Annotated in this window: 20 protein-coding genes; 5 read left to right on the top strand and 15 right to left on the bottom strand. The window is 62.4% G+C overall.

Annotated elements, in window-relative coordinates:
• Positions 1-65: 65 nt before the first annotated feature.
• Positions 66-1,286, top strand: coding sequence for a hypothetical protein (locus ABIB57_RS14510; protein WP_354041731.1), 1,221 nt, complete (start codon positions 66-68; stop codon positions 1,284-1,286).
• Between the two features lie 54 nt (positions 1,287-1,340).
• Here the strand turns inward: ABIB57_RS14510 and ABIB57_RS14515 are convergent, their stop codons facing one another.
• The 8 genes from ABIB57_RS14515 to rfbB form a co-directional block, all read right to left on the bottom strand.
• A complete protein-coding gene (locus ABIB57_RS14515) occupies positions 1,341-2,735 on the bottom strand; it encodes an HlyD family type I secretion periplasmic adaptor subunit (RefSeq protein ID WP_354041732.1) in 1,395 nt (464 codons plus the stop codon).
• Complete coding sequence (locus tag ABIB57_RS14520) at positions 2,732-4,882, bottom strand: peptidase domain-containing ABC transporter (protein ID WP_354041733.1); 2,151 nt, start codon at positions 4,880-4,882, stop codon at positions 2,732-2,734. The genes ABIB57_RS14515 and ABIB57_RS14520 overlap by 4 nt, the downstream gene beginning before the upstream one ends.
• 16 nt (positions 4,883-4,898) lie before the next feature.
• Entirely contained in the window at positions 4,899-5,213 is a 315-nt protein-coding gene (locus ABIB57_RS14525; RefSeq protein ID WP_354041917.1) for a hypothetical protein, read from the bottom strand.
• A 24-nt stretch (positions 5,214-5,237) separates the two neighbouring features.
• Entirely contained in the window at positions 5,238-10,937 is a 5,700-nt protein-coding gene (locus ABIB57_RS14530; protein ID WP_354041734.1) for a DUF4082 domain-containing protein, read from the bottom strand.
• Between the two features lie 70 nt (positions 10,938-11,007).
• On the bottom strand, positions 11,008-11,583 hold the full coding sequence (gene rfbC, locus ABIB57_RS14535; RefSeq protein WP_354041735.1) for a dTDP-4-dehydrorhamnose 3,5-epimerase: 576 nt from the start codon (positions 11,581-11,583) through the stop codon (positions 11,008-11,010).
• Positions 11,580-12,464, bottom strand: coding sequence for a glucose-1-phosphate thymidylyltransferase RfbA (gene rfbA / locus ABIB57_RS14540; RefSeq protein ID WP_354041736.1), 885 nt, complete (start codon positions 12,462-12,464; stop codon positions 11,580-11,582). Before rfbA ends, rfbC begins: the two co-directional genes overlap by 4 nt.
• Entirely contained in the window at positions 12,461-13,345 is an 885-nt protein-coding gene (gene rfbD, locus ABIB57_RS14545) for a dTDP-4-dehydrorhamnose reductase (protein WP_354041737.1), read from the bottom strand. Before rfbD ends, rfbA begins: the two co-directional genes overlap by 4 nt.
• The gene (gene rfbB, locus ABIB57_RS14550; protein ID WP_354041738.1) at positions 13,342-14,385 is read right to left on the bottom strand and encodes a dTDP-glucose 4,6-dehydratase; all 1,044 of its coding nucleotides are present in this window, start codon (positions 14,383-14,385) and stop codon (positions 13,342-13,344) included. Before rfbB ends, rfbD begins: the two co-directional genes overlap by 4 nt.
• A 311-nt stretch (positions 14,386-14,696) precedes the next feature.
• On the opposite strand from rfbB, the gene ABIB57_RS14555 reads away from it, so the two are divergent.
• The gene (locus ABIB57_RS14555) at positions 14,697-15,764 is read left to right on the top strand and encodes a 2OG-Fe(II) oxygenase (protein WP_354041740.1); all 1,068 of its coding nucleotides are present in this window, start codon (positions 14,697-14,699) and stop codon (positions 15,762-15,764) included.
• 9 nt (positions 15,765-15,773) lie between these two features.
• On the opposite strand, the gene ABIB57_RS14560 is transcribed toward ABIB57_RS14555, so the two are convergent.
• The 6 genes from ABIB57_RS14560 to ABIB57_RS14585 all read right to left on the bottom strand — a co-directional run bounded on the left by ABIB57_RS14560 (position 15,774) and on the right by ABIB57_RS14585 (position 22,233).
• Entirely contained in the window at positions 15,774-16,757 is a 984-nt protein-coding gene (locus tag ABIB57_RS14560; protein ID WP_354041741.1) for a glycosyltransferase, read from the bottom strand.
• Positions 16,744-17,685 (bottom strand): FkbM family methyltransferase, encoded by a 942-nt coding sequence (locus ABIB57_RS14565; RefSeq protein WP_354041742.1) that lies wholly within the window; start codon positions 17,683-17,685, stop codon positions 16,744-16,746. Before ABIB57_RS14565 ends, ABIB57_RS14560 begins: the two co-directional genes overlap by 14 nt.
• On the bottom strand, positions 17,678-17,980 hold the full coding sequence (locus tag ABIB57_RS14570; RefSeq protein ID WP_354041744.1) for a hypothetical protein: 303 nt from the start codon (positions 17,978-17,980) through the stop codon (positions 17,678-17,680). The genes ABIB57_RS14565 and ABIB57_RS14570 overlap by 8 nt, the downstream gene beginning before the upstream one ends.
• A gap of 350 nt (positions 17,981-18,330) precedes the next feature.
• Positions 18,331-19,629: an O-antigen ligase family protein gene (locus ABIB57_RS14575; protein WP_354041745.1), complete on the bottom strand. Its 1,299-nt coding sequence runs from the start codon at positions 19,627-19,629 to the stop codon at positions 18,331-18,333.
• A 377-nt stretch (positions 19,630-20,006) separates the two neighbouring features.
• Complete coding sequence (locus tag ABIB57_RS14580) at positions 20,007-21,239, bottom strand: glycosyltransferase family 4 protein (RefSeq protein WP_354041747.1); 1,233 nt, start codon at positions 21,237-21,239, stop codon at positions 20,007-20,009.
• Between the two features lie 31 nt (positions 21,240-21,270).
• Entirely contained in the window at positions 21,271-22,233 is a 963-nt protein-coding gene (locus ABIB57_RS14585) for a glycosyltransferase (RefSeq protein WP_354041919.1), read from the bottom strand.
• Between the two features lie 238 nt (positions 22,234-22,471).
• Here ABIB57_RS14585 and ABIB57_RS14590 point away from each other — a divergent pair, with 238 nt between their 5' ends.
• Together ABIB57_RS14590 and wecC are read left to right on the top strand one after the other, a co-directional pair.
• Positions 22,472-23,302, top strand: a complete 831-nt coding sequence (locus ABIB57_RS14590; protein ID WP_354041748.1) for a WecB/TagA/CpsF family glycosyltransferase — start codon at positions 22,472-22,474, stop codon at positions 23,300-23,302.
• A 21-nt stretch (positions 23,303-23,323) separates the two neighbouring features.
• Positions 23,324-24,583 carry a UDP-N-acetyl-D-mannosamine dehydrogenase gene (gene wecC, locus ABIB57_RS14595; RefSeq protein WP_299725557.1) on the top strand — a complete coding sequence of 420 codons (1,260 nt, stop codon included), beginning with the start codon at positions 23,324-23,326 and terminating at the stop codon, positions 24,581-24,583.
• On the opposite strand, the gene ABIB57_RS14600 is transcribed toward wecC, so the two are convergent.
• Positions 24,552-24,995, bottom strand: coding sequence for a UDP-N-acetylglucosamine 2-epimerase (locus ABIB57_RS14600; RefSeq protein ID WP_354041749.1), 444 nt, complete (start codon positions 24,993-24,995; stop codon positions 24,552-24,554). The genes wecC and ABIB57_RS14600 overlap by 32 nt on opposite strands.
• Before the next feature lie 490 nt (positions 24,996-25,485).
• Between ABIB57_RS14600 and ABIB57_RS14605 the strand changes: the two genes are divergently transcribed.
• The gene (locus tag ABIB57_RS14605; RefSeq protein ID WP_354041751.1) at positions 25,486-26,169 is read left to right on the top strand and encodes a sugar transferase; all 684 of its coding nucleotides are present in this window, start codon (positions 25,486-25,488) and stop codon (positions 26,167-26,169) included.
• Positions 26,170-26,178 lie beyond the last annotated feature (9 nt).

A 26,178-nucleotide genomic window follows, 5' to 3' on the forward strand; every position in this document is an offset into this window, starting at 1 on the left:
GCGGGCTCATGCAACTGTTGGTGGGCAGGCGATCTGCAAGTTTGGCATCAAGGCGAGGAAGCAGAATGCTGCAGGATCTGATTGGGCGCTCCAAGTATGACGACTCCGCCGGCGAGGGGGTCGACCGGATCGAAGCTTTGGACCCCAAGCTTGCCTCGGCCCGCGAGCGGTTGCCCGAACTGTGCGACTTGGCCGTCAATGGGTTGCGGCGCATGGCGCTGCCTGATCTGCACTTCCCCCATACCATGCGGGGCGTCGGCAGCCGGAACGGCTCGGGCGTGATCCCCGAAGGCGATAACCTGCGCTACACCATCAACGTGGCGCAAGGGCTGGCCTGGACCACAGAGGCCCAGCAGCGCTCCGTGCTGGATGGCAAGACAGCCATCGATCTGGCGCTTGCCTGCATCGAGCGGGCGGCAAAGTCGGGCGAGCCTGGCGCTATAGCGCTGGCAGCCTGGGCCGCGGCGGAGACGGCCGGGGTATTTGCCGGCGAGCTGTTCGCGTTACTCGAAACCAGCCTGAGCCATGACAAGTCAATTCAAACGGTCTCCTGCGCATGGGCGCTGACCGCAGCCCTTGCCGCTCGCCATCTCGGCCCGACGGCCGAGGTGCAGCGGCTGGCCAGCCGACTGCTCCTGCTTCATGCCCAGTCGGATAGCGGCCTGTTCCGCCATTTCACGCCAGCGAATGCGGCTGGCTTTGCGCGCGGCCATGTGGGTTGTTTTGCCGATCAGGTCTACCCGATCCAGGCGCTGGCGCGGCTGGGCTACATGGATGGCGACCGGGTGGCGTTGCGCGCTGCGGAAGCCTGTGCGGCGCGGATCGTGGCGCTGCAGGGCGAGGCCGGCCAGTGGTGGTGGCATTACGACACCCGCGACGGCAGCGTGGTGGAAGGCTATCCGGTCTATAGTGTGCATCAGCATGCCATGGCGCCGATGGCGCTGCTCGATCTGCACGAGGCCGGCGGCACCGACCATCGCGCGGCCTTGGCCAAGGGCCTGGGCTGGCTCGACCGACGCCCCGAAACCGACGAGCCGATGATCTCTGCCGAAGATGGCGTGATCTGGCGCAAAATTGGTCGCAACGAGCCGCCCAAGCTGGTTCGCTCGGTCGCTGCCGTGACCACGGCGGTCAGCGCCGGCTGGCACTTGCCGGGCCTCGATACCGTGTTTCCGCCGGTTAAGGTCGATCGCGAATGCCGGCCCTATGAGTTCGGCTGGATGCTCTATGCCTGGCGATCGCGTGGCGTGGTGCAGGCGCTTCGCCACCAGACGCCCCGATACTGAGATTTGGGGATTGAGATTGGGGCCCGGAGTAATCGCCGGGCCCCAAACCTTGACCTAGGGTTCACGCAGGCTTTCGTCGAGCCCACGGATCAGCGGATAGAGGAAATAGGAAATCACGGTGCGATCGCCGGCATGGATTTCGGCCGAGACCGTCATCCCCGGCAGCATCCGGAACGAGGCCGGCACCTGCCGTAACGCGTCCTGCCCTAAGGCAATGTGCACCTTGTAGAATGCCGCGCCGCCTTGCGGGTTGTCGCCGGCCTGCTTGGCGAAGGAATTCTCGCTGATCGAGATGACCTTGCCCTCGATGGTGCCGTGCTCCTGGAACGGGAAGGCATCGAATTTGATGCGGGCAAGATCGCCGGTGCTCAGATGGCCGATATCGTTGCTCGCCACGGTGACCTCTGCCTCGAGCGGCACATTCAGCGGCACCAGGGTAATCAGCGGTTCGGCGGGCTGCACGACAGAAGCCACCGAGCGCTGCGCCACTTCCAACACCGCCGCATCGGCTGGCGCGGTGATGTGGGACATCGCTTCTCGCAGGCTGACCTTGCGCAGTTCCTCGCCCGCGCCGGCCTGCTTGTCCTGCAGGTCAACCAGGGCTTCGAACAGCACGCGGCGATAGTCCGCGATATAGTTCTGCCGCTCGGCGCGCGTCTGATCGAGTTGCTGCTCGGCGGCGTCGTATTGCCCGCTCAGTCGTGTCAGCGACACTTGGATATCGAGGCTGACGTCCTGTGCCTGCAGATAGGTCAGGCGCGATCCGTTGCCGGTATCGGCCAGGGAGGCGTGCATGGTCTGAATCTCCTGCAGGCCCGTGAGGCGCTTGCCCAGCATTGCCTCTTCGGAACTGGTCGCATGCCGAACAGACTCGCCATGGGCGATCTGGGCGTCGAAATCGTCGAGCTTGGCCTGGTAGGCGGCCAGGCGCTGCACGGCCAGTTGGCCTTGCATCAAGGCTTCGGGCGATGCGTTTGCCGGTGGGGCATAGAGAGTGCCGGCCAGCTCGGCCTGGAGACGGTCGATCTGCGCGGCAAAACCGGCGAGCTTGGATTGTAATTGCCCCGCATCCGAGGAGCTGAATGTGGGGTCGAGCGTCGCCAGCAATTGCCCCTTGGTGACGATGTCGCCAGCCTTGACCAGGATGGAGCGGATGATCGAGGTTTCAAGCGGCTGCATGACCAGCGTGGGCTCGCTGGTTGCAAGCCGGCCCGGCGCGACAACGATTTCGTCGATCTTGGACACGCTGGCCCAATAGATGGCGCAACCGATCGCCGCGGCCACCAGGTAAAGCGTCGCCCGTGCAGTGAAGGGGGGCTTGCGCTCCTCGAGCGCGATGGCATCGGTCTGGAACTCCATGATGACGGGCTGCTTGACCGTCGGCACGGGCTTGAGCTGCGGCTTTTTGGCGGGCTCGACCACCTTGAGGTTTTTGGCTGTGGCGTTCATCCGACGAGCTTCATCTGCTGGTTCCACAAATGCCGGTAGGTCGTGCAACTGGTCACGAGTTGGCTATGAGGGCCGACATCCACCAGGCGGCCACGATCCATGACGATGATCGCGTCGGCATCGGTCAGCATGGACAGGCGATGGGAGACGATAACCACCGTGCGGCCCGCCGCGATCCCCTTGATGCTGCGCTTGACGATGGCCTCGCTTTCGGGATCAAGCGCGCTGGTGGCCTCGTCGAGAATGAGGAACTTCGGATCGGTGATCAGTGCCCGCGCAATCGAGAGGCGCTGGCGCTGTCCGCCGGAGAAATTCTCGGCGCCCTCCTCGATCAGCGTGTCGTACCCACGCGGTAGCTGTTCGATGAACTCGACGGCGCCGGCCAGTTTTGCCGCCTCCACAACCTGCTCGAAAGTCGCATCGGGCTTGGCCGCCGCGATGTTCTCGCGCACGGTGCCGCGGAACAGGAAACTGTCCTGCAGCACCACGCCAACGCTGCGCCGCAAGTGGTTGAGATCGAGCTCGCGCACGTCATAGCCGCCAATCCGGATCAGGCCCTGCTGCACAGGATAGAGCCCCTGGATCAGCCTCGTCACCGTGCTCTTGCCCGAACCGCTGCGGCCCACCACGCCGACGACGCTGCCGCCGGGGATTTCGAATGACAGATCGTTGAGCGCAAAGGCATCATCGTGCCGGTAACGGAAAGCGATGTTTTCAAACTCGATACCGCCGGCGAGCTCGGGGCGAAGGCCTTCGGTGCGCCCCGCGCGCTCGACCTTCTGGTTCATCACCTCGCCCAGCATGCGCACCGACAGCGCCACTTCCTGGTATTCGTGCACCATGGTGACGATCTGCACCAGTGGCCCCGATACCCGGCCGGCCAGCATGTTGAAGGCGATCAGGACACCAACCGTCATGCTGCCGTCGAACACGTGCAGCGCGCCGATACCGATGATGGCCACACCCATGAGCTTTTCCAGCAGCCCGGTGACTGCCTGAGCGGTGATCGAGATCGTCTCGACCTTGAAGCGCGTATTGATGGTTTGCGCCGACCGGTCGTCCCACACCCGGCGCTGCAGCGGCTCCATGGCCAGCGATTTCAAGGTGCGGATTCCGTGCACGGTTTCCACCAACAACCCCTGCCGGGCCCCTTCGGCCGCATAGAGCGCTGCCAAGCGCTTGCGGAAGGGCGCAATCAGCAGCGCTACCACGAGGCCGATCAGGACGCTGAAGCCCAGCACGATCAGCGACAGCTCCCAGCTATAAAGCATCAGCACCGGCACGAAGACGAAGAGCGATAGTGCGTCCAGCAGCGTCAGGAACAGCCGCCCGGTGAGGAACTCGCGGATACGGCTCGACTGCTGCATGTGTTTGACCAGCACGCCGGCGGACGCCTGCTCGAAAAAGGTAATCGGCAGGTCCAGCAAATGCCGGAACGTGCGCGTCGACACCCTGATGTCGATGCGGTTGGTGGCGTAGATCAGTAAATAGCGCCGCAAGAACACGAACACTGCCTCGAACAGCAGCGCAACCCCGACGCCGATGGCGAGCACATAGAGGGTGGAATAGCTTTGGTGCACCAGCACCTTGTCGATCACCAGTTGGAAGAAGATCGGCGTCGCCAGGCCCAGCGCGTAGAGAAACAGCGCCGCTACGGCAACGTCGGCAAACAGTCGTTTCTGGTGCAGTATCTCGGGGATGAACCAGCGAAAACCGAAGGGTTGCTCCGGATCGGCTATGGCGTAGCTGCGCTTGGCCAGGAGAACTTCGCCCTTCCAGCGCTTGACGAACTGGTCGAGCGGCACCGCAATCATGCCGCCAGGTGTCTCGGCGAGCGGGTCGTAGAGCCGCACGATGTCGGTGCCCTGCTCGTCCCGTTCAAATCCGAGCACGCTGACCCAGTTGCCGTTTTCAAGGCGCGCCAGGGCGGGATAGGCCGCACCGAGACGCAGCAAGGCACCGCGCTTGATCCTGGTTCGGCGCGCCTTCAGGCCCGCATCGCGCGCCATGCGCAGCATCAGATCGAATCCGATGCCTTCATCGCGAATGGCGTATTCGGCAATGAGCCTATCCGCACTGGTGTCGAGGCCATGATGGCGTAGCGTGGCCGCAAGACATTCCGGGCCGGTCTGGATAGGGGCCTGCATGGCGATTGACTACCGGTCAGTCAAAATTGGGGGATGCGTTATGGCGCACGCCATTGCCGTTCGGCCGGGGCGCATTGACGGGCATCACCACATCATCGGGCATGTTCTTGCGGATTGCGCCGGCTTCGATCAGCCCGTTCATGGCGTTTTGCAATACATCAAAGCTGTTGGCGAAGCCTTCGAGCGACATGACGATACGCTGGCGATGTTCGGGCACCAATTGACCGAGATCGTCGCGCATTGTGGTCGACAGGCTGACCAGATCGATGCGTACGATGGTGCCCGTGACGGTGATTTCCCCGATGGCGTCGGCATAAAGTTCCTGCACGATTCTAACTCCTTATTTTGCGCCGGCCTAAGAGGCGAGCGAACCGTTGAAGACGACGTCGACATAGTAGTTGGTGGCGTTGTAGCTGTTGGTTGGGAAGGCACTGGCACTGCCATAGGCATAGAGCCCGTTGCCGCCGCTGGAGACGCTCGACGGCGCAGTCAATGGCCCCGAGGTCACAGCCGAGGCAAACCCGTTGGAACTGGCCGAGTAATTGCCGTTGCTGTGGTAGGACACGACATAAGTCGCCCCTGCCGTGATGGCGATCGGCGCCGTGAAGCTGGCGGTTTGCCAGCCGCTTGCCGTCTCGTTCTGGAAGGTCAGGGTGCCCAGATTGGCCCCTGCCGCGCTCCATAAGGTGCCGGTATGGGTGCCGGTATTGGTGGGGCCTTTGTAGAATTTGATACCCGAAATGGTGCCGGCCTGGGAGGTGGTGAACTTCATGCCGAGTTCGACCCCGTTGGGATCGTTCACAGTTACCGTGCTCGGCGTGGCGGTCGGCGCGAACAGCGAGGTCGCGGTCGCCGGTGTCGAAACCGTCAGCCCCGCAGTTGCTGCCGCCGTGCCGCCACGGCCGTCCGAAACGGCGTAGCTGAAGCTAGCGGCGCCGGTATAGTTGGTCGTGGGGGTGAAGGTCACGATATTGGTCTGGGCGTTGAACGACACCGTGCCGTTGGTCGCGGCGCTGACCCCGGTGATCGACAAGGGGTCGCCATTGGCATCTGTATCGTTGGCCAGCAACGTGGCGGCGGCGATCTGCACCGACGCATTACTCTGCACGGTCAAGCCGCTGTCGTTGTTGGCCACGGGCGCGATATTGGCCGCGTTCTGGTAATAAACGTCGACCCAGTAATTGGTGGCGTTGTAGCTGCCCGATGGAAAGCTCGTTGCCGAACCATAGGCAAACACGCCATTGCCCGCGCCGCCCGTGTTCGCCGGCGCCGTGATCCCGCCATTGCTGGTCGCGGCGCCGAAATAGGCGGCGGTCGCCGAATAGAATCCGATGGAGGTATGATAGGACACTACGTAGGAAGTGCCCGCAGCGACCGCGATCGGATTGCTGAAGCTGGCCGATTGCCAGCCGCTGGCGGTTTCGTTGGTGAAGGTCACTGTGCCCAATTGGGTGCCGGTGCTCGTCCACAATGTACCGGTATGGGTGCCGGTGTTCTGCGCGCCCTTGTAGAAGCGCATGCCATTGATCGTGCCGTTGGTGGCCACCGTGAATCTCATGCCCAGCTCGACCGAGCTGGCGTCGTTGACGTTGGCATTGGCCGGCGTTGCGTTGGTGGCAAACAAGGTTGTGCCGGTGGGCGTAGCTGCGGTGACCGCTAGGGCGACCCCGGCTGACGCCGTACCACCGCGCCCGTCGGCCACGGCATAGGTGAAGCTGGCGGCACCAGCGTAGCCGGCGGTGGGGGTGAAGGTGACGATATTGGTTTGGGCGTTGAACGCGACGGTGCCGTTGGTGCCGCCGCTGACGCCTGTTATGCTCAGCGCGTCGCCATCGGGATCATTGTCGTTGGCCAGCAACGCTGACGCCGCGATCTGCAAAGTAACACCTTGCTGGGTGGTGTAGCCCGTGTCGTTGGTGGCAACCGGCGGCCGGTTCGCCGGCGCCGCCACGGTCAGCGCGACTGTTGCACTGGCCGTGCCGCCAAAGCCATCGCTGATCGCATAGACGAAGGAAGCGGCTCCGGAATAGCCCGTCGTTGGGGTGAACACGACCGTATTGGTCTGGGCATTAAACACAGCTGTGCCATTGAGCGCCGCGCTGACCCCGGTAATCGACAGAGAATTGCCGTCAGGGTCGGTGTCGTTGGCCAGCAGCGTCGCTGCGGTCAGCGTCAGCGCGGTACTGTTCGGCGTGGTGAAGCCGCTGTCATTGGCCGCCACGGGTGCCTGGTTGCCGGCGGCGGTGGAGGTCATCAGCACATCGACCCAGTAATTCGTTCTGCTATAGGTGCTGGTCGGCATGGCGCTCACGGCGCCGTAGCTGTAAACGCCGTTGCTCGCTCCAGGCGCCGTCAGGAAGCCACTGACCTTGTCGGTAACGAAGTAGTTGGTGGTGGACGCGTAGTGGCCGTTGCTGAGATAGCTGGCGACATAGGTCGTTCCGGCGGCGATCTGCACCGGGCTGCCGAAGCTGACGGTTTGCCAGCCGCTGGCGGTCTCATTGACGAACGTCGCGCTGGCCAGCAGCACGCCAGTGCTGCTCCAGAGCGAGCCGACATGGGTACCGATATCGCCGGCGCTCTTGTAATACTTCATGCCGGTGATGGTACCGGCGGCCGACGCGACGAATTTGACGCCGAGATTAACCCGGCTGGTGTCGCTGCTCGTCAAGTCGGTGGGCGTATCAGCAGCGGTGAACAGCGAACTCGTGCTGACCGAGGCGACGACGTTCATGTTGACGAAAGCCGAACCCGTGCCATCGCGCCCATCGGAGATAGAATAGCCGAAGGTCGCCGCGCCGAGATAGCCGGCATTGGGCGTGAAAGTTATGGTCTGTTGTTGCGCATTGAACACGACCGTGCCGCCCGATGCCGCTCCCGCGCCGATAACCGTCAGCACGTCGTTATTGGGGTCGGTGTCGTTGGAGAGCAGTTGCGCGAAGGTAAAGGTTTGTGGCGTGTTGCGGGCAACCAGATAGTTATTATCGTTATTGCCGACGGGTGGCTGATTAGGCGTCGGCGTCGGGTTGAACACCACGTCGACCCAGTAATTGCTGCCCCCTCCCACCGAGGTTGGGAACGCGTTTTGGGCCGCATAGGTGAAGTAGCCATTGGTGGCCGTCAGCGGCCCGTTGGTGTGAGGGTTGGAGAAGTAGTCCGACGTTACCGCATAGCCAAAGGTGCCAAAATAACTGGCCGTATACGTCGTGCCCGCGGTGATCGAGATTGGATTGTCGAAGGCGACGGTTTGCCAGCCGATTGCGCTCTCGTTGGTAAAGGTCGCTTTGGCCAGCAGGGTGCCGGTTGAGCTCCAGAGCGAGCCGATACGATCACCGGCATTAACGCTCCCCTTATAGTAGCGCAGACCCACAATGCTGCCCGATTGCGACGAGGTAAACCTTACCCCCACGGTCACCGGATTGCTGTCGTTGTCGAACGGAACGGCGGGCGTGTCGCCGGGCAGGAATAGCGTCGATGCGCTTGCTTGAGCGACCGTGACAGTCCTGCCGGCGCTCGGCGTCTCCAGATTGACGCTGTCATCGACCGCGCGCGACTTGATCGTATAGGTCCCACTGATGCTGGGCGTCCAGGTATAGGACCAGCTGTTGTAGCCGGTGGCCCGGTGCCAGGAAGTACCACCATCGGTGGAGACCTCGACCACTGCCACGAGGCCACCGCCCGCATCAACGGCGGTGCCGGTAATGGTATAGGCTTGGGCCGCCGTCAGACCGGTGGGCAGTTGGGCAATGGTGGTGGTCGGCGCCACATGATCGGTGCTCTGGGCGGCAACTGCCAGGCTCTGCATCAGCGTCGCCGGCTGAACGCCCATTTCGGCGAACAGATTAATCATCGACTGCTGCACGTTCTTGTCGGTCGGCGTCACCTCGTTGTCGTGGTGGCTATCCAGCCCCCATGACCAATACACGGTGCCGGCGCCGAAGACGAGCGCACCACTGGGTGCGCGATAGAGCGTCAGCGCATGGGAGGCTGTGCCCGGCCCAACGGCATTGCCATAGTCGAGCAGCTTGGTCTGGACGTCGACCGTGGTTGAGGACAGCGGGACCAGCCCGGCGGGCCGGAAGCCGTTGTCGAGGTCGGAGTCCCACTCATAACCCAAAAGGTTCTGCGTCAGCGTATAGACCTGGTTCGGCTGCAGGTCGGCGACCGCCGTGTTGCTCCAAAATCTCAGGTTCGACATGTCATAAGGCACGGTGATCGCATCGAGCCGATAGGAATCGACCGTGAAAATCGTTCCGGTCAGTGCGTTTTCGGGCGCTCCGGACCCGAAAACAGGGTCGCGCCATGTGGAAGTTGTCCCGGCCGTATCCGAATTGGTGTTGTCCCAGCGTTCCTTGTAGGACACCAGGGTCTTGTATGGGGTGCCCGAGCCATCGATGCTGGCTTCCCAGCGGGTTTCCCAATAGACCTCGTTGCCGCTCCAGAACGACAGGTTGACGCCGGCATCGCGCGCGGCTTCGACATTGTCGCGCTGATCTCCCGACCAGTACTCGTCATGCCCGACCGACAAGAAAATCTTGCTGTTGAGCAGTTGGGCGGCATCGCGAGCAGTATCGATGCCCGAGATGTAATTGACGTCATAGCCGTTCTGCTCGATAAACCGGATCGCCGAATATTCAGCGCCGAAAATGAAATCCTGTGGCCCGGCCGCAAAGCCGCCGTCCCGGGTGATGATGGGGCGATTATAGCTGACGGCGCTGGCGCGGCCGGCATGGCCGGCCTCGTCTACGCCACCGTAGAAATTGTAGCCGCCCCACCAGTTATAGGCCTGCCAGGTGGTATCCGAGGTCTGGAAGGTGATGTCGCTCGGTGCGTTGTCGTCTCGCACGATGAACGGAATGATGTTCTCGCCGCCCGAGCCATCGTGCCGCTGCAGCCGCGCGAAATAGACTCCGGACACTGCGTCCTGCGGAACGGCCCAAGAGGCGGATACCAACCAGTTGCCGGCATCCACCAGCTTGGTCGTGGGGTCGAATAGCGGGGTGGGCTGGATCTGGGCGGTTGCCAAGTCCCTTTCGATCGTGCCGACCTTGCGCGCACCATCACCGCCGTAATAACCCAGCCGGTAGATGTCGATCGTATAGTCCTTGGAGTCGGTGTTGATCTTGAAATCAACGGTATTGCCGTGGTTGAGCGTGAACTGCGCGGCGTAGCCCTCAATGGTGGAATCGCCGGCATCGATCATCCACACGCTTTCGGGCGTGCCCTGCTTCTGGTTTTCCAGCACGATCGCATTGGAGGCGGTCAGTGCCAGCGTGGTCGCAAAGCCGGTAACATCAGTCTTGGCGGCGGACGGCGTCAGGGCTGGCGCGATCTTGCTGCTGCTTGCCGCGATCGTCTCGTCGGGCTGATAGAACATCAGCGTACGCTGCGCATAGCCGGTGGGCTTGCCATTTGTCGCGGTTGGCCCGCCTGTGCGGACCGAGCACATGGTACAGGCCCGCCCGGTGCAGGAGCCACATGGCGTGGTGGCCGCGGCCGAAATCCAGCTGCCGCGCCAATCCGCCATGGCGGTCGTCCCCTTGGCGAGCGAGGCCGACGCTGCTTCATCGGAGGACGGCACAGCTGGCAGCGGCGACGGATCGGTTGGAGCGATCACAGCCTTGAGGGTTGCGACCGGTGACGCGGCCGGCACGCTGAAGGGCATAACTGTCGCAGGCGCGGTCGTCGTTGGGACCTCGACGCTCACCACCGCCGGTGGTGCGACAACGAAGGACGAAACTTGCGGCGCCCCGCTCACAGAAGAGCTGGCGGGCGCAAAATTCAGGACATTGCCGGCTCCATCGCCGAGCAGCCTCGTGCTGTAGCTCTCGTGATTGCCGGCAAGAAACTGGCGCGGCCGGTCGAAGTTAGGCGTTGCGCTGATCGGGGTCGAGGCCAAGGCGGCCGCCCACTGAGGGGCGCTCCCGCCTGCCCGAAAACTGGCTGTAGGGTTTGGTTTGACCGTCAGGCGTTGCACGGCGGAAACCGCGGCGCTGCTTGCCAGATCATAGAACTGTGCGGTCTTGCCGCGCACCGAATTGCCGTAGGTTTTCATGTGCGCCCCCTATCTCTACAGCCATCACGATGGCACAGGCGGGGGGGGTATAAAATCAATCGAACGATAGCTAACGAGCTAGTCCGTTAAGGGCTCCAGACGCCTGAACCATCATGGCGAGCGGCAAGGGTCCGGCCGCTTCATCCTTTGCGGACAGCAAGGGCTGCCCGCTGAGCGGCCAGGAAATGCCGATGGTAGGATCGTCCCAGTGGATCGAGCGCTCGAGGGCCGGCTCATAGTAGGCGTCCGTCTTGTAGAGCACTTCGCAATTAGTCAACGCCAGGAAGCCATGCGCAAATCCGCCCGGAATCCAGAATTGCTTGTGGTTTTCGGCCGACAGCAGCATACCGCACCAGCGCCCGAAAGTCTGCGAATCCGGGCGAATGTCGACCGCGACGTCAAAGATTGCACCGCGCACGGCGCGCACCAGCTTTCCCTGTTCGCGCGGCGCCAATTGATAATGCAGACCACGCAGTACACCGGCAGTCGAGACCGAATGATTGTCCTGCACGAAAGTGTGGTGCTGGCCGGTAAGATCGGCAAAGCCGTCGGCGTTATAGCTTTCGAAAAAGGCGCCGCGCTCATCGGCGAACAGACGCGGCTCAAGCACCATCAGCCCATCCAGGGGCATGCTTGTGACTTTCATGACAGTTGTACCTCTGTGGTCAGGTTGCGCAGGTAGCGCCCATAGCCGCTGTGTTCGAGCGGCGCCGCCAGCGCCAGCAGCTCGCTCGTATCGATCCAGCCCTGCCGCCAGGCAATCTCCTCCGGGCAGGCGATCTTTTGCCCCTGCCGGTGCTCGACGGTGGCGATGAACTGCCCGGCCTCGAGCAGGGAATCGTGCGTGCCGGTATCAAGCCACGCATAGCCTCGCCCCATGACCTGCACATGCAACTGCCCGCGATCGAGGTAGAGACGGTTGAGGTCGGTGATTTCGAGTTCACCGCGCGCAGATGGCTTGAGGCATTTGGCCATTTCCACAACCTCTGTGTCGTAGAAATACAGCCCGGTAACGGCGTAGTTTGACTTGGGCTGGGCCGGCTTCTCCTCGATGCCGATCACGACGCCATTGCGGTCAAACTCGGCAACGCCATACCGCCCCGGATCGTCAACGTGATAGACGAACACCGTCGCCCCATGATTGCCCCGGTCGGCATTGCGCAGCAGCGCCTGGAAGTCATGACCGAAGAACAAATTGTCGCCCAGCACGAGCGCGCTGGCGCGATCTTCGAGAAAGTCTTCGCCAATCAGGAATGCCTGGGCGAGGCCTGCGGGTGTCGCCTGCTCGGCATAGGAAAACGACACGCCCCACTGCTCGCCCGTGCCAAGGAGCCGACGGAACCGCGGCAGATCTTCGGGCGTGGAAATCACCAGCATCTCTCGAATGCCTGCCAGCATGAGGCTGGTCATCGAGTAGTAAATCATCGGCTTGTCGTAGACGGGCAGCAATTGCTTGGACATGGCAAAGGTGGCCGGGTGCAGCCGCGTGCCGTTGCCGCCGGCCAGAATGATCCCCCGGCGGCTCATGCTGCCACCAGCTCGGCGACGGTGCGCCCAACGCCTTGTTGCCAGTCCGGCAGGGCCAGCCCGAACGCGTCTCGAAGCTTCTGCGTTTGCAGCCGTGAATTGAGCGGACGGATCGCCGGGGTCGGATAATCGGCCGACGCGATCGACTCGATTGCCTCGGGTGCCAGCTTCAGGTCCGCACCCAGCCGGCCCGCTTCGGTGACGACATGGCGGGCAATCTGGTGCCAGTTGGTCTCCCCGGCAGCCGCGATATGATAGGTGCCCGATTGGGCCTCGTTGTGCATGATTTGCTCCAGCGCCCGTGCGGTGACGTCGGCGATCAGTTCGGCGCTGGTGGGGGCGCCATACTGATCCGAAACGACACGCAGATGATCGCGCTCGCGCGCCAGTTTGAGAATGCTGCGGACGAAGTTCCTGCCCCGGGGTGCATGCACCCATGAGGTCCGCAAAATCAGGTGCTTGCAGCCCGATGCAACGATGGCCTCGTCTCCCGCAAGCTTGCTGCGCCCATAGGCGTTGAGCGGCCCAGTGGGATTGGTTTCCCCGAACGGGCTGCTGCCGCTGCCATCGAACACGTAGTCGCTCGAATAATGCACCAACCAGCATCCCCGGTCGGCTGCCAGCCGCGCCAGGATATCCACCGCCTTGTGGTTTATCGCATCGGCTTGCTGGGGGTGCATTTCCGCGTCATCCACCGCCGTATAGGCGGCGGCATTGACGACAGCGTCGGGCTGGCTCTCTCCCAGTACCCGCCCGACGCTGCCTGGATCGCAGAGGTCGAGCGCCGGACGCGCTACCACGACAACGTCGCCCAATGGCGCCAGCGACCGCTGCAATTCCCAACCCACCTGACCCGAGCCTCCCAGGATCAAGATTTTCATGTGTATTGCCTGGCGACCCAGTCGCGATAACTGCCCCCGGTCACCGCGGCGGTCCACTCCCGATGCTCGATGTACCATTGCACCGTTTTGGCGATGCCGCTCTCGAACGTCTCAAGCGGCTTCCAGCCCAGCTCGGTGCGCAGCTTGCTGGCGTTGATCGCATAGCGCCGGTCATGGCCCGGGCGGTCGCGGACCAGCACGATCTGGTCGCTATAGGAGCGGCCGTCGAGCAGGGGCAGATAGTCATCCAGCATGGCGCAAACGGTGCGGGCCACGTCGATATTCTTTCGTTCCGCATTGCCGCCGATATTATAGGTCTCGCCCGGCCGGCCATTGGCCAGGACCATGCGCAATGCGCGGCAATGATCGGCCACGTAAAGCCAGTCGCGCACCTGTTGGCCGTCGCCGTAAAGCGGCAGGTCCTTGCCTGTCGTGGCGTTGTGTATCAGCAGCGGGATGAGCTTTTCGGGAAAGTGATAGGGCCCGTAATTGTTGGAGCAATGCGTGGTCAGCACCGGCAGGCCATAGGTCTCCCCATAGGCCCGAACCAAGTGATCCGAGGCCGCCTTGCTGGCCGCATAGGGGCTGTTGGGCCGGTAGGGGCTGCTTTCCACAAATGCGGGATCGTCGGGCTCCAGCGAGCCAAACACCTCGTCGGTCGAGACATGCAGGAACCGGAAATTGTGATGCTTGCGCCAGTGCTCCAGTGCCGCCTGCAAGAGGTGGGTGGTGCCCACCACATTGGTTTCGACGAAGCTTAACGGCCCGTCGATTGACCGGTCGACATGGCTTTCGGCGGCGAAATGCACGATGGCGCGGACATCGAAATTGGCCAGCCAGGCGCTGACCTGAGAATAGTCCGCAATGTCCCCATGAGCGAAAATGTAACTCGGCGTGTCCTCGATATCGCGCAGGTTGTCGAGATTGCCCGCATAGGTGAGCTTGTCGAGATTGATCACCGGCTCATCGCCGTGGGCTAGCCACTCATGGATGAAGTTGGACCCAATAAAGCCGGCGCCACCTGTCACGAGTATCGTCATTGCCGTCCCCTTCGCACATCGTCGCGGCCGAGAGCCCCTTAGTGCCTGAAGTACATCGGGAATTTGGAACGGCGCAATTGCCGGAGTTGCTTAGGCCTTATGGGCTATCCAACCCTATTGGCGCTGATGAATGGACAAGGGACGACGCCGAGAGTTGCCGTCTAGCTCCTTTTAGCAATCGTCATCAGCTGGGCATGACCGCCACATGCTCGCCACATCGCGGTAGTCAAGAATGGGGGCTTCGAGCTGCGGCTGAGGGCTCGCGTCAACTAGCAGATCAACTGCAACACCAAAATTATGGGAGGACATAGATGTCGATCCTCAATGTTGGCGAACCGGCACCGTGGTTTTCGGTGCCACGGTCCGACGGTGGGGGACACGTGGTTCTGGATGAGCTGGCTGGACGCGATATCGTCTTGCTGGTTTATGGCGCCTTGGCTGGCCCCGATGCGCAGCGGGTGCTGGACGATTTCCTCCAGCATGACGAGACGTTTGGAACGGGCCAGGCGATCTTGATCGGACTGAGCCTGGTGGCAGGAAGCTTGCCTGCGCATCTTGCGGGTAAGCCCGGCTGGTATTTTGGACACGACATCGATGGCTCCGTGGGCAAGCGGTATGGCGTCGATGATCCCGGCGCCGTGACATGCCTGGCTTTCGTGCTGAGCCCGGCGCTGCAAGTGATCGAGATTGTGTCGGATGCCGAACAGATTGCTGCGCGTGTGCTGCCTCTGCTTGAGGCACGGCGCGCTCATCGTCCACAAATCCATGACGCCCCGGTGCTCATCGTGCCCGGCGTGTTTGATGCCGATTTCTGTGCAGGTATGATCGCGATGTATGAAGCGGAGGGCGGGCGGGAGATCGGCGCCATCGAAACCGCGGGCAAGGTGGTGGAGAAATTCGACCCCGCATTCCGCAAGCGCCTCGACTGGTACGTCTCGGACGAGCAGACCGTGCAGCAATGCCGGGATTTGCTGGTGCGCCGGCTGCTGCCGATCATTCACCGAGCCTTTCAGTTCCGGACGACGCGGATCGAGCGCTATCTGGTGGGCTGCTACGAGGCGGCCAATGGCGGACATTTCCACGCCCACCGTGACAACACAGCGCCCCTGGTAGCCCATAGACGGTTTGCGGTGACGCTCAACCTCAACGAGGCTTATGAAGGGGGTAGCCTCCGCTTTCCGGAGTTCGGACCCAAAACCTACCGAGCCGGCGTCGGCAGCGCCGTGGTTTTCTCCTGCTCGCTGCTGCATGAGGTCACGCCGCTCATCAGCGGTACAAGATACGCCTTCCTGTCCTTTCTTTATGACGAAGAAGCGCAGCGGATTCGCGAAGAGCATGCCAACAGGATGGCCGCAAGCGCGCAAGCCCACGGGGGCTGACGCGCGGCCTCAGCCCGGAGAGCGCTGCATCGGCGCTACGCGCTGCCTCGCCGAACCCAAGACCTTGCGCAGGGCTATATCGGCGATAGTCAGCACACTGGGCGGATCAAGAGCCACACTCGCCAGCAGGAACTTCGCCGCCAGACGCGGCTTGCCGTCATTGATGAGGAACCCGGCAAGGTTGCGCATCAGCATGGCCTTGCGAGGCGCATAGCGCTGCAGCAGTTGGCGGTTGTTCTTCATGATACGGATATCGCCGAGCGTCTGTCGCCGGCGCGATCGCGAGATGCTGTCAGCCGAGACTGCGCCCAGCACGAGCGGCTCAGTGTATTCAAGGACACGGGCGTGCTGCACAAGCCGGACGGCGAACTCATAGTCTTCGTTGGCCGCGGCAACCGGATCAAACCATTGCCGTGTCGGCATGCAATCGGCCCTGAACATGGCACATTGCACGCTGATACGATTGTCGCGCAACATCCAATCCACCTGGTCCACGTCGCGCGGCAACCGCCCCGCCGCCGACGGCGTCACGCAGACTTGGTCCGGGCCGAAGCGACCGGAGCCGTCGCGGCCATGCAAAATCTTCGGGCCGGTGATCGCGCCGAACTCGCCGGGGAGATCGGCGAAGGCCGCCAACTGATAGTCGAGTTTGCGGGGAAGCCATAGATCATCGCTATCCTGGAAGGCGATGTATTGTCCCCTGGCATGGATCAGCCCGGTATTGCGTGCAGCGCCGGCGCCGCCATTTTGAGGCCGGCGGATATAGACGAGGCGAGGGTCGCCGATGCTGGCGATGAAGCTCTCAATGTCTTCGGTAGAGGCGTCGTCGACAACAATCAGCTCCAGGTCTCTGAAAGACTGCGTCAAGACGCTGGCGATTGCGTCGGGCAAGGTGCGCAATCGGTTGTAGGTCGGCAAGATGACCGAAACCCGAGGCGAGGTCTTAGCTGCAGAGTCATTGGCGCTCCGCTCGCCATAGCTAGCGTTGGGCATGTGGGGACCGGTTCTGGAGAGGGCGGATGTGCAGGCCCGACACGATGCCTTCGACGATGGCGCCGGAGCGAACGGCGATGATGTGCCGGGAGGGCCATGGGCGGTGATCGAGAACACTATCCGCATCGAATGAGGTAACCTCGTGCAGTGTTTTGCGTCCGGGGTGGTAGTAGAAGAAGCGGTAGCCGAGCCCAGCGATCTTTTCGTACCAAGGCAGCGACTCAAGCCCGAGCAGCAACACGAGAATGTCCGCGCGCCCCTCGGCAAGGAAGTGCCAGGCGCCCTCCATTACGGCCGGCTCGTAACCGGAGACGTTGATTTTGAGTACCGACACATGATGGAGCGACAGCTCGTCCATGGCGTCGTCCAGCTTTTGCACCCGAACGAGTTCGCCGCCGTCCGATCGATCCAGCCGGCTCAGCCAGGTTCGAGCATCCGTTTGGAAGCGCGCCTCGCCCGTAGTGTTGGAGAGTGCGGCCTGATAAACATCGACGCGCTGGGCGACGCCATTACGCCGGAGGTTACGCAGCAGGGTGCCGACATTTGCGCCGCTGGGCTCGAATGCATGGACCCTGGCGCCCGTGGCGGCCGCGAACAGGGTGAACTGGCCAATCGCCGCACCCACATCGACGATGGTCCAGCCGGGGCGCGCAATGTCGCGCAGGAAAGCGTATTCGGGATCGACCAGATCGCCGAACATCACCAGCATTGGAGGGAACTGGCTCGGGTAGTCGAATTCCATAACGGTGCCGGACCGCAGCCTGACTTCTGACCTCAGTGGATGACGCAATTGCAGTAGAGCGAGCCTCGCGCCGCCCTGCAGCACCCGGCCGGGACCGACTGCGCGCATCCCCCATAAAAGCTTGTCCCAGGCCGTCCGCAATCGGCTTGGCGGGGTCGGCTCGAATGGCACCACGGCTTCATGCATAGCTTGCAACCTCCCAATTGTGCCTTTTTTCGACCTCGCGGGCAGATCGCGCAGGCGACCAGCCAAAACTGGTCGAAATGAGCTTGTCCCTGCTGACACCGCCCTTGATGAGCGACGCTTCCACCAAAGCGCTCGGCGCGCAATTCCAATCGTGAAGGGCAAGCTCCCGGCGCTCAGCCTCGACTGCTGCCGCATCGATCCTATGCCCGATAGGCAAGGTGATCCGAGAGTAGGCGCAGTCCGATATGCGCTTGACGGTACTCTGGGGCGTATTAATCATCTTGCGCACAGTCATGATGCCGCGCGCCTTGGCATACTCGACCACAGCGACCGGTGTGGGCCAGCAATAGGTTGCGCTTGTAGCGGAATCAGCGCGGTCCGGGAGTCTGATGAAGCAGCTCTGCAAGGCCGATGCGGCCAGCGCGGAAACGTAACGCCATAGTAAAGCGGAGGCTGGAGGCAACAGCCCGGATGTTGTATCGATCGTGAGAGAACGTGGGCCTGGGCGCGGGGAAAGGCCAGCAGACGCCCCGGTCCGAAGCCTTCAAGGATAATGATGCAGGTCTGTGGCCGTTCCAGTCCGACGTCGGGCAGGCCACGATATGTAAAGCGTCTTAAAGCCAGGGACTTTTTAAGCATGACCGCTCACAGGCGGGGCGCCGATGCGCCCCGTTTCCGGTTGGGAATCGGCTGGCGCGCGGCGCGCCCGGTACGTTCTGAGAGCTGCGGTAGATATCCGGCCCGAAGCCCTTCGGTCTTGCCAGGAACGCTCAGCAGCCAAAGCCCGCTGCCGATCATGAAGAAGAAGGCGGTATACACCTCGCCCCAAAAATCGACCGTCCAGCCAGCGACGAAAAAACCGACCATGCAGACCAGATACGCCGTCCGGCACTGAATTTGTGATTCGCTCAGGCCGCGCTTGAAGCCAATCAATATTGTCGCGCCCAGGTACGCGGCACCCAAAAAAACGCCGGCGAGTATGCCATGCCGCAACGATGAAATGATCCAGAACATGTCGATGCTCGCGGTTTGCCCTGCCATTCGCACCCAGTCGCCGAAGCCGACGCCAAACCACGGATGGGCGGCGATGGATTCAGTGCCGTAGTTCCAGATCAGCAGGCGCTGCCACGCCGAAGCCTTGTCGAACGCCACAATGTTAATCAGATGTTGGGCCGGCGATTGGCGCGAGAATAGGGCCAGGAAAAGGTACATGGAGCCCAAAATGATCCAGAGCAGCTTCCAGCGGCCGGCGAAGTTCCGGAGTGCCCAATTCCAGCCTAACAGAGCGACCTGCATGGCCAGTGCCGTCATCGGCCCGCTCGACAAGCTGAAAAACGCGGCTGCCATCACGACAGAAGCTTTGGACCAGCGCTCCGGAAGTGGTCGGCCATGTCCCAGTACGAGGAACGTCGGCGCGAAGGCGATGCCGCAAAATACCCCGTACAGGATTGGGTGCTGGAACACCACCTGGGCTCGGCGCAGGCCCCAACGCGGATCGGAGCCCAAGACGTCATAGCTATGCATGACGCTGCTGAACAAGTTGAGGAGCACCGGCGATTTGGACACTGCCTCAAGGACCGCGAACGGCAGCAGGCAGGCGACGACCCAGAACAGCGCCCTGCAGGTCGCATAAAAGTCCTGCTCGGTCCTTATGTACGAACGTGCGAGAAAATAGGCGCCTGCGGTCTCGATCGTCAGCATGCCGGCGGATTGTATTGCATATTCGAAACCATGAATTTGCAGGGTGGCGATAGAGCACCAACCGATGAATAGCAGCACCGCGATGTCCGGCAGGCGGATGCGGCCAGCCTTGCCGCTCGCCCATTTCACGATAGCGGGCGCAAGGACGACCAAAAGGACTGCGCGCGTGCTGCTGAGGTGGATCGGGCCAATATAAAACTGCCAGGGAATAACCATGGCGACGAGGAAGGCCAGGACCGGCAAAGGCGGCCACCGACGAGCCGGTTCGGCGGCGGCTTCCTTTACCTCGACAGGGCTCGCGTTAAGGCCTGACGAGCGCGCCGCCCGCGACTGGCGTGCGGCACGACGCCCAAACGCCGTAGCCGCCGCGACGCCCCGCCCTGTGCTACTCGTCGACATCGATGACAATATTTACCAGCCCTTGTTCTGCGACGGCGTGTTTCGCGCTCGTGGTGTTCGCCAGTAACAGCATCGTAGCGGTGGGGCCCTGGCGGCACGATTACCTGATCGGCTTAGCGGCCCATACCCGCTCGATTTACGCGTGCCAACGAGGCGAACTTTTAGGCGTCATCCGGACGGCAGCCACACCCTCCGGCGCGGCTGCGGTCTGCCTCGCGCGGCTAATTCTTGCGCCGCTGCCTGTTGAGCGCGTTGAAATCATCGGCTGGGGTTGGAAGCCGGAGGGCGCGCGCGAGCCTGCGCCGCACATAGTGCCGACCGACACCCCAGGACACTTGGGCGATCTCTGCGGCCCTGGCTCGCACCGATTGGCTGATGGCTTTTTCGTAGAGCGACACCTGTGCTCGCGCGGCGCTTTCAAGACTGAACCGATCAACGACAATGTTACGGCCGAACGCCCCGAGGCTGTGCCGGAGGGCCGAATCGTCTATCAACGGTTCCAGTGCACCGCGAAGAGCATCTTCGCCGTCCTCGCCGCCGCCCAAACCATACCATCCCTCCTCGAGGAATTGGGAAACTGTGCCTTTATCGCAGCGCTTCCAGAAACCGGCCTCACCCTGAACGATCAGCGGCTTGCCAAAGGCCAGGCCGCGAAGTGCAGAACCGCCCATGCCGAGTATAACATCCGCCGCCGCATATGCGGGCCGTGGATCCCGCAGTTCGCCCAGGAGCGAAATCACCGGCGATCCGTTCGCGGCGTTCGCCATTGCGGCCGCTACTTCAACCTCGGCACGCGCGGGACCGTCCCCGACAATGGCTAGGTGGACGTTTCGGCCCTCGCTGGCCAAGCGACCCACTGTCCGGCAGGCAACCAGCAATCCTTCAAGCTTCAGCTCGCGCACCAGTCGGCAGACCACTACGATCAGCGTGGTACCCTGAGCGAGCCGGAGGGCGGCGCGAAAACCAAAGCCGTCAAATTCGGGTGAATTTGCCTGAACATCCACCGGCGGCTCGATCAGGGACACCGACTGAAATCCGTCATCAAGACAATGTTGACGCAGCAGGTTGACGCCGACGACAAGCGGCATTGAGCGCGGTAGGAATGGGGCGACGGCTGCGGACATGATGGTGGCCATCACCGGTGTGCCAAGCACGCGATGGGGGCCGAGCCACGCATCAACGGCAGGCGGCCATTCGTAACCATGCACGATATCGATGCCGCGTCGCTCAACGAGCTGCGTCAGCGAATTCATCACCCCGGGAGATGGCCTCCTCCTGCGCGTACTGACGCGGATGTGTTCAAGGCCGGCTTGTTCGGCTTTTGAAGATAGCGCTCCGTCTTCGGCCAAGAGCAGCACATTATGACCCATCGCCTGCGTGGCTTGGCCAATCTCGATGGCGTTGAACTGGCTGCCGCCCAGCTCCATCGAATGGGCGTATACGACGATGTTCATATCGCTAACCCAATGACCGAGATGGCCGGGCTCATGCCTTGCCGACCCGCGAAAAAGACGGCCGCGTCACGTAGCGCTCCGGCAGCCGCTTGACTGCAGCTGCGGCGCCGGCTCGATGCACGGTCGAGCCGCGCAGGCTGCGCAGGACCTCGCCCGAGAACACCGCCGCGCGGAACAATGCCGTTGAGATCGTGCCGTGGTGTCGCGCGTAGTCGCGGATGCGGTTGGCGGTCAGTATGGCGTAGAGCCGCTCATTGCGACTGTAGTCGCCCCCGATGTGAACGACCTCGGCTTGAGGCACATAGGCAATGCGATAGCCTGCCATCCTGATGCGCCGCTGATAGTCGACTTCCTCGCTATAGAGGAAGAATGTCTCGTCCCATTCCCCGACCCTGGCCCGCGCCTCCGCCGATACCGCCAAAGCCGCGCCGCTAGCCCAGTCGACGACGGCCGGCACAGCGTATTGCGCGCTGTTGCAGACGCATTCGCCCCGGTCGATGCCCGAACCAAGCCTGGTGCCCAGCAGCGCATCGGCCCACGCGGTTTGCAAGGACGGCTCGCGCCGCAGCGAATGAAACAGCCCGCCATCTTCATGCAGGATACGGGGCACGGCGATGCCGACATTATGTTGCCGCAGCACTGCGACCAGCCGCGCGGCTGCGCCTGACGACAGCCTGATATCTGGGTTGAGGATCAAGACGTCAGCGTCTTCGCCGATCGTGGCGAGCGCCGCGTTAATGCCGACGGAATAGCCGCCGTTCCAACCCGTATGGACGACGCGTGCGCCAATGGGATGGGCTTGGGCTTTGAGGACGCTGCCATCGGCCGAGGCATTATCGGCGATCACCACTTCGGTGTCGTCAATGCCACGCAGCCCTTCGGCCAAGGTGTCGAGCAGCCCGTCGAGCGTGTCTGCGCTGTTATAGGTAACCACGATGACCGCCAGCGGTCTGGCGTGTTCACGGCGCGTCGCTATATTGGGTTTGTTGAGCATTGTCACACGGCGCCCCCGAAATATTCCCCAGAAATTTGCCTTGAGCCGTCGTGCTGGTGAACTAGGGATTTAAGGCTAAGCAGGCGTAGATTTGCTTAGCCCGTAGATAAATATAGGCATGCTGACATTTGGTTTGGTGGCGCCGCCATTACTAGTAGTCACGCCCCGACCCATTCCGATTGATTGTTGGCGCATTGCCCGCCCCCCTAACCTGCCTCCACGCAAACGGGAGGCCCGGATGGCATTCGAGCTCGGCAGACTAAACAAGCAATCGCTGACGGGGCGTCGGGAGCCCCAGCGCAAGCTGCTGTTCGGCCTTAGCCTCGATGGAATTCGGATGGACGAGGCCGTCGACAGGTGCCGGCAGGCCGTCCAGTCCCGCAGGCCTTTGCTGATTGGCGTGGTCAACGCCGCCAAGATCGTAAACCTCCGGCGCGATCCGGCCCTGAGGGATGCCCTGCTGGATTGCAATATGCTGCTCGCCGATGGGCAATCGGTGGTTTGGGCGAGCCGCCTGCTCGGTCGCCCGCTCCCCGAACGGGTGGCCGGCATTGATCTGTTCGTGGAACTGCTCGATCTGGCGCATCGCCAACAGCGCTCCATTTATCTTCTCGGCGCCAAGCCGGCCATCCTGGCAGCGCTCGAACGGCAGGTCGCCCATCGCTGGCCCGGCCTGCGACTGGCCGGCAGCCACCATGGCTATTTTGGCGAAACCGAAGCCGCAGAAATCGCAGCCGAGATCCGGGCAGCCAGTGCGGATATGCTGTTTTTGGGGATGGCATCGCCAAACAAGGAAATCTTCCTGCGACGCTTCCAGCAGATGCTCAATGTCCCCGTACTGCACGGCGTCGGCGGCTCGTTCGACGTGCTGGCCGGACTCACCAAACGCGCTCCGCTGGCCTGGCAAAACCTGGGCCTCGAATGGGCCTATCGTTTGCTGCAGGAGCCACGGCGGCTGTGGAAGCGCTATCTCGTCACCAACTGCGCCTTTGTGGCCCTGACCCTGCGCGAGGCGGTGCGTCCTGCGCCGGCTCTGCAACTGGACGCCTCCTCCCGATCCGAAGTTTGACCTCTCACCGCAGGAACCATCATGCTCAACGAAGTTTTTAGCGGCACCATTGCCGTGGTTGGAATGGGCTATATCGGACTGCCTACGGCCACCGTGCTTGCCACTCGCGGCATCCAGGTCATCGGCGTCGATGTCAATCCGCGCATCGTCGAGGCCATCTCGCGCGGTGAGACGCCGTTCATCGAACCGGATCTGGCTGTCGCCGTCAGCGGCGCCGTGGCCATGGGCCGGCTTTCGATGTCCCGCGACATGCCGGAGGCGGACGCCTTCATCATTGCGGTACCCACCCCGTTCAACCCCGACCATACGGCCGACCTGTCCTATGTGCAGGCCGCAGCCGAAGCTATCGCGACCAAGTTGAAACCCGGCGATATCGTGGTGCTGGAATCAACCAGCCCCCCCGGTACGACCGAAAAGGTCAGCCGCTGGATCGGCGCGGTGCGCTCCGATCTGCGAATGCCCCATGTTGTGGGGGCAAGCGCCGACATCTATGTGGCCCATTGCCCCGAGCGCGTGCTGCCAGGGCGGATCATGATCGAAATGATCACCAACAACCGCGTCGTCGGCGGGCTCACCACCAGTTGTGCCATCAAGGCGGCCAGCATCTATCGCGTGTTCGCGCAGGGCGAGATCCTGCTGACCGATGCCGCCAGCGCGGAAATGGCCAAGCTGGTCGAAAATGCCTATCGGGACGTCAATATCGCGTTTGCCAACGAGCTGTCGCTGATCACCGAATCCCTCCGGCTCGACGTTTGGGAAGTGATTCGCCTCGCCAATCAGCATCCGCGCGTCAACGTACTGTCGCCCGGGCCGGGTGTCGGAGGCCACTGCATTCCGGTCGATCCCTGGTTCATCGTGGCGGCGGCGCCTGATCTTGCCAAGCTCATCCGCACCGCCCGCGAGGTCAACGACCACAAGCCCCATCATGTCGCCGACCAGGTGATCGCCAAGGCGAACCGCTTCCGGTCGCCCTCGATCGCCTGTTTGGGCCTGACCTTCAAAGCCAATGTGGACGACATTCGCGAGAGCCCGGCCATCGAGGTGGTCGAACTGATCGCCAATGCTTTGCCCGAGGTGGAAATCATGGTCGCAGACCCCTATGTGGACGAGCTCCCGCCCAGGCTGAACAGCAATGCCAATCTGCGGCTGGTCAATGCCGGCGACGCAGTGGATCAGGCCGACATCATCGTGCTTCTGGTGGAACACGATGCGTTCAAGGCGCTGCGCCACACCAGGCACAACGGCAAGGTTATCTACGACACGCGCGGCGCCTGGGCCTGAGCGGACTCGGGGCGGGCACGAAGTCGAGTGGTCGCGCCGAATACCCAAAGAAGTGTTTGATCGATTGAACACAGCGATCCGAAGCAGGGCCGTCATCGTAAGGGTTGACGGCCTTTGCCATACCATCACGGGCGGACCGGCTGGTTAAAAGCGTGCTCACTTCGCTGACGATCAGGTCCTCGTCGGTGCCCGCGAGCTTCACGGTTCTCGCCACCACGGCTTCGGGGCGTTCCGTCGTTTCGCGCATCACCAATACGGGCTTGCCCAGGCTGGGCACGTCTTCCGGCACGCCGCCGCTATCGGTCAGTACGATAACGGACTGTATGGCCGCGACGAAATCGCCATAATCCAACGGCGCGGTAATCAGCACATTTTCCAGATGCTGCAAATGCGGTAGCAGGATTTCGCGCACCGCCTTGTAATGCCCTCGAGGGATTGGCGCTGGCTAAAGTGGGCCGTAATGAGCGGCGCCATCTTGATGGCTTCCGTCCGCGTTCCGTAAACTACCAGGATCTTGCGCATGATATCGCCCCTCGCCGGCACCTCCGGGTGACGTCAAGAAACGGGGGGCGCGCGCCATCAACGCCAAAATACCTAGATTTTCCTATGACATAGCCGGTGCACCGGGATCTGCATCACCAAGCCTAAATCACCGCAACTCTTTGGATATGGTTAACGCCCCAGAGCGGCTGTCGCGGCCTATGGCGCCGCGCGTTAATACTTCGTTAAGCCTATTTTTCTCGCCTGATAATGCCCGAAAAATTTAGCGCCGCCCCCTGGGGGCTAGGCTTCGGGCCGCCTGGGGGCCGGGCGCGCCTACCTCCTAGCTCACTCGGTTCACTTTTGGCACTGAGCGGACCCGGTATCCTCGTTGTCCAACTCTTGAGCGAGGGAAGCCAAAAATGCTCGACCATCCGATTAGCGAACATACGGGCGCCCGTGCAACACTGGCGCCCGCGAAGCCGCGCGTTCGCAGCGGCTTCCGGTTCTATGGGATCGGCAAGCGGTTGATCGACCTTGCCCTGGTGGCGGTCGGCGGCCCCTTCTTCCTGCCCCTGATCATGATCCTGGTGGTTCTGATACGCCTGGATGGCGGCTCGGCCTTGTACCTGCAGCCGCGCATTGGCCGGGACGGCCGCGTCTTCAGGCTGTGGAAATTGCGGTCCATGGTGCCGAACGCCGAGGCGGCGCTGGCCGCTTATCTGGACGCAAATCCCGACGCCCGGGCGGAGTGGGACTCCACCCAGAAGCTGCGTCATGACCCGCGCCTGACCGTCTTGGGCGGCTTTTTGCGCCGCTATTCGCTGGACGAATTGCCCCAGCTCTGGAATGTGCTGATTGGCGACATGAGCCTGGTCGGGCCCCGGCCGATGATGCCCAGCCAACGCCTGCTCTATCCGGGCACTGCCTATTACGATCTGCGCCCTGGCCTGACCGGGCTATGGCAGATCAGCGAACGCAATAACTGCACTTTTGCCGAGCGCGCTGCCTACGACAACCGCTATGCGCAGACCGTGTCCGCCAAAGTCGACTTCGCCGTGCTGGCGCGGACCTTGGGCGTGGTATTCCGGGGGACGGGCTGCTGAAACGCAGCC

Source organism: Devosia sp. UYZn731 (assembly GCF_040546795.1).
Taxonomy (GTDB): Bacteria; Pseudomonadota; Alphaproteobacteria; order Rhizobiales; family Devosiaceae; genus Devosia.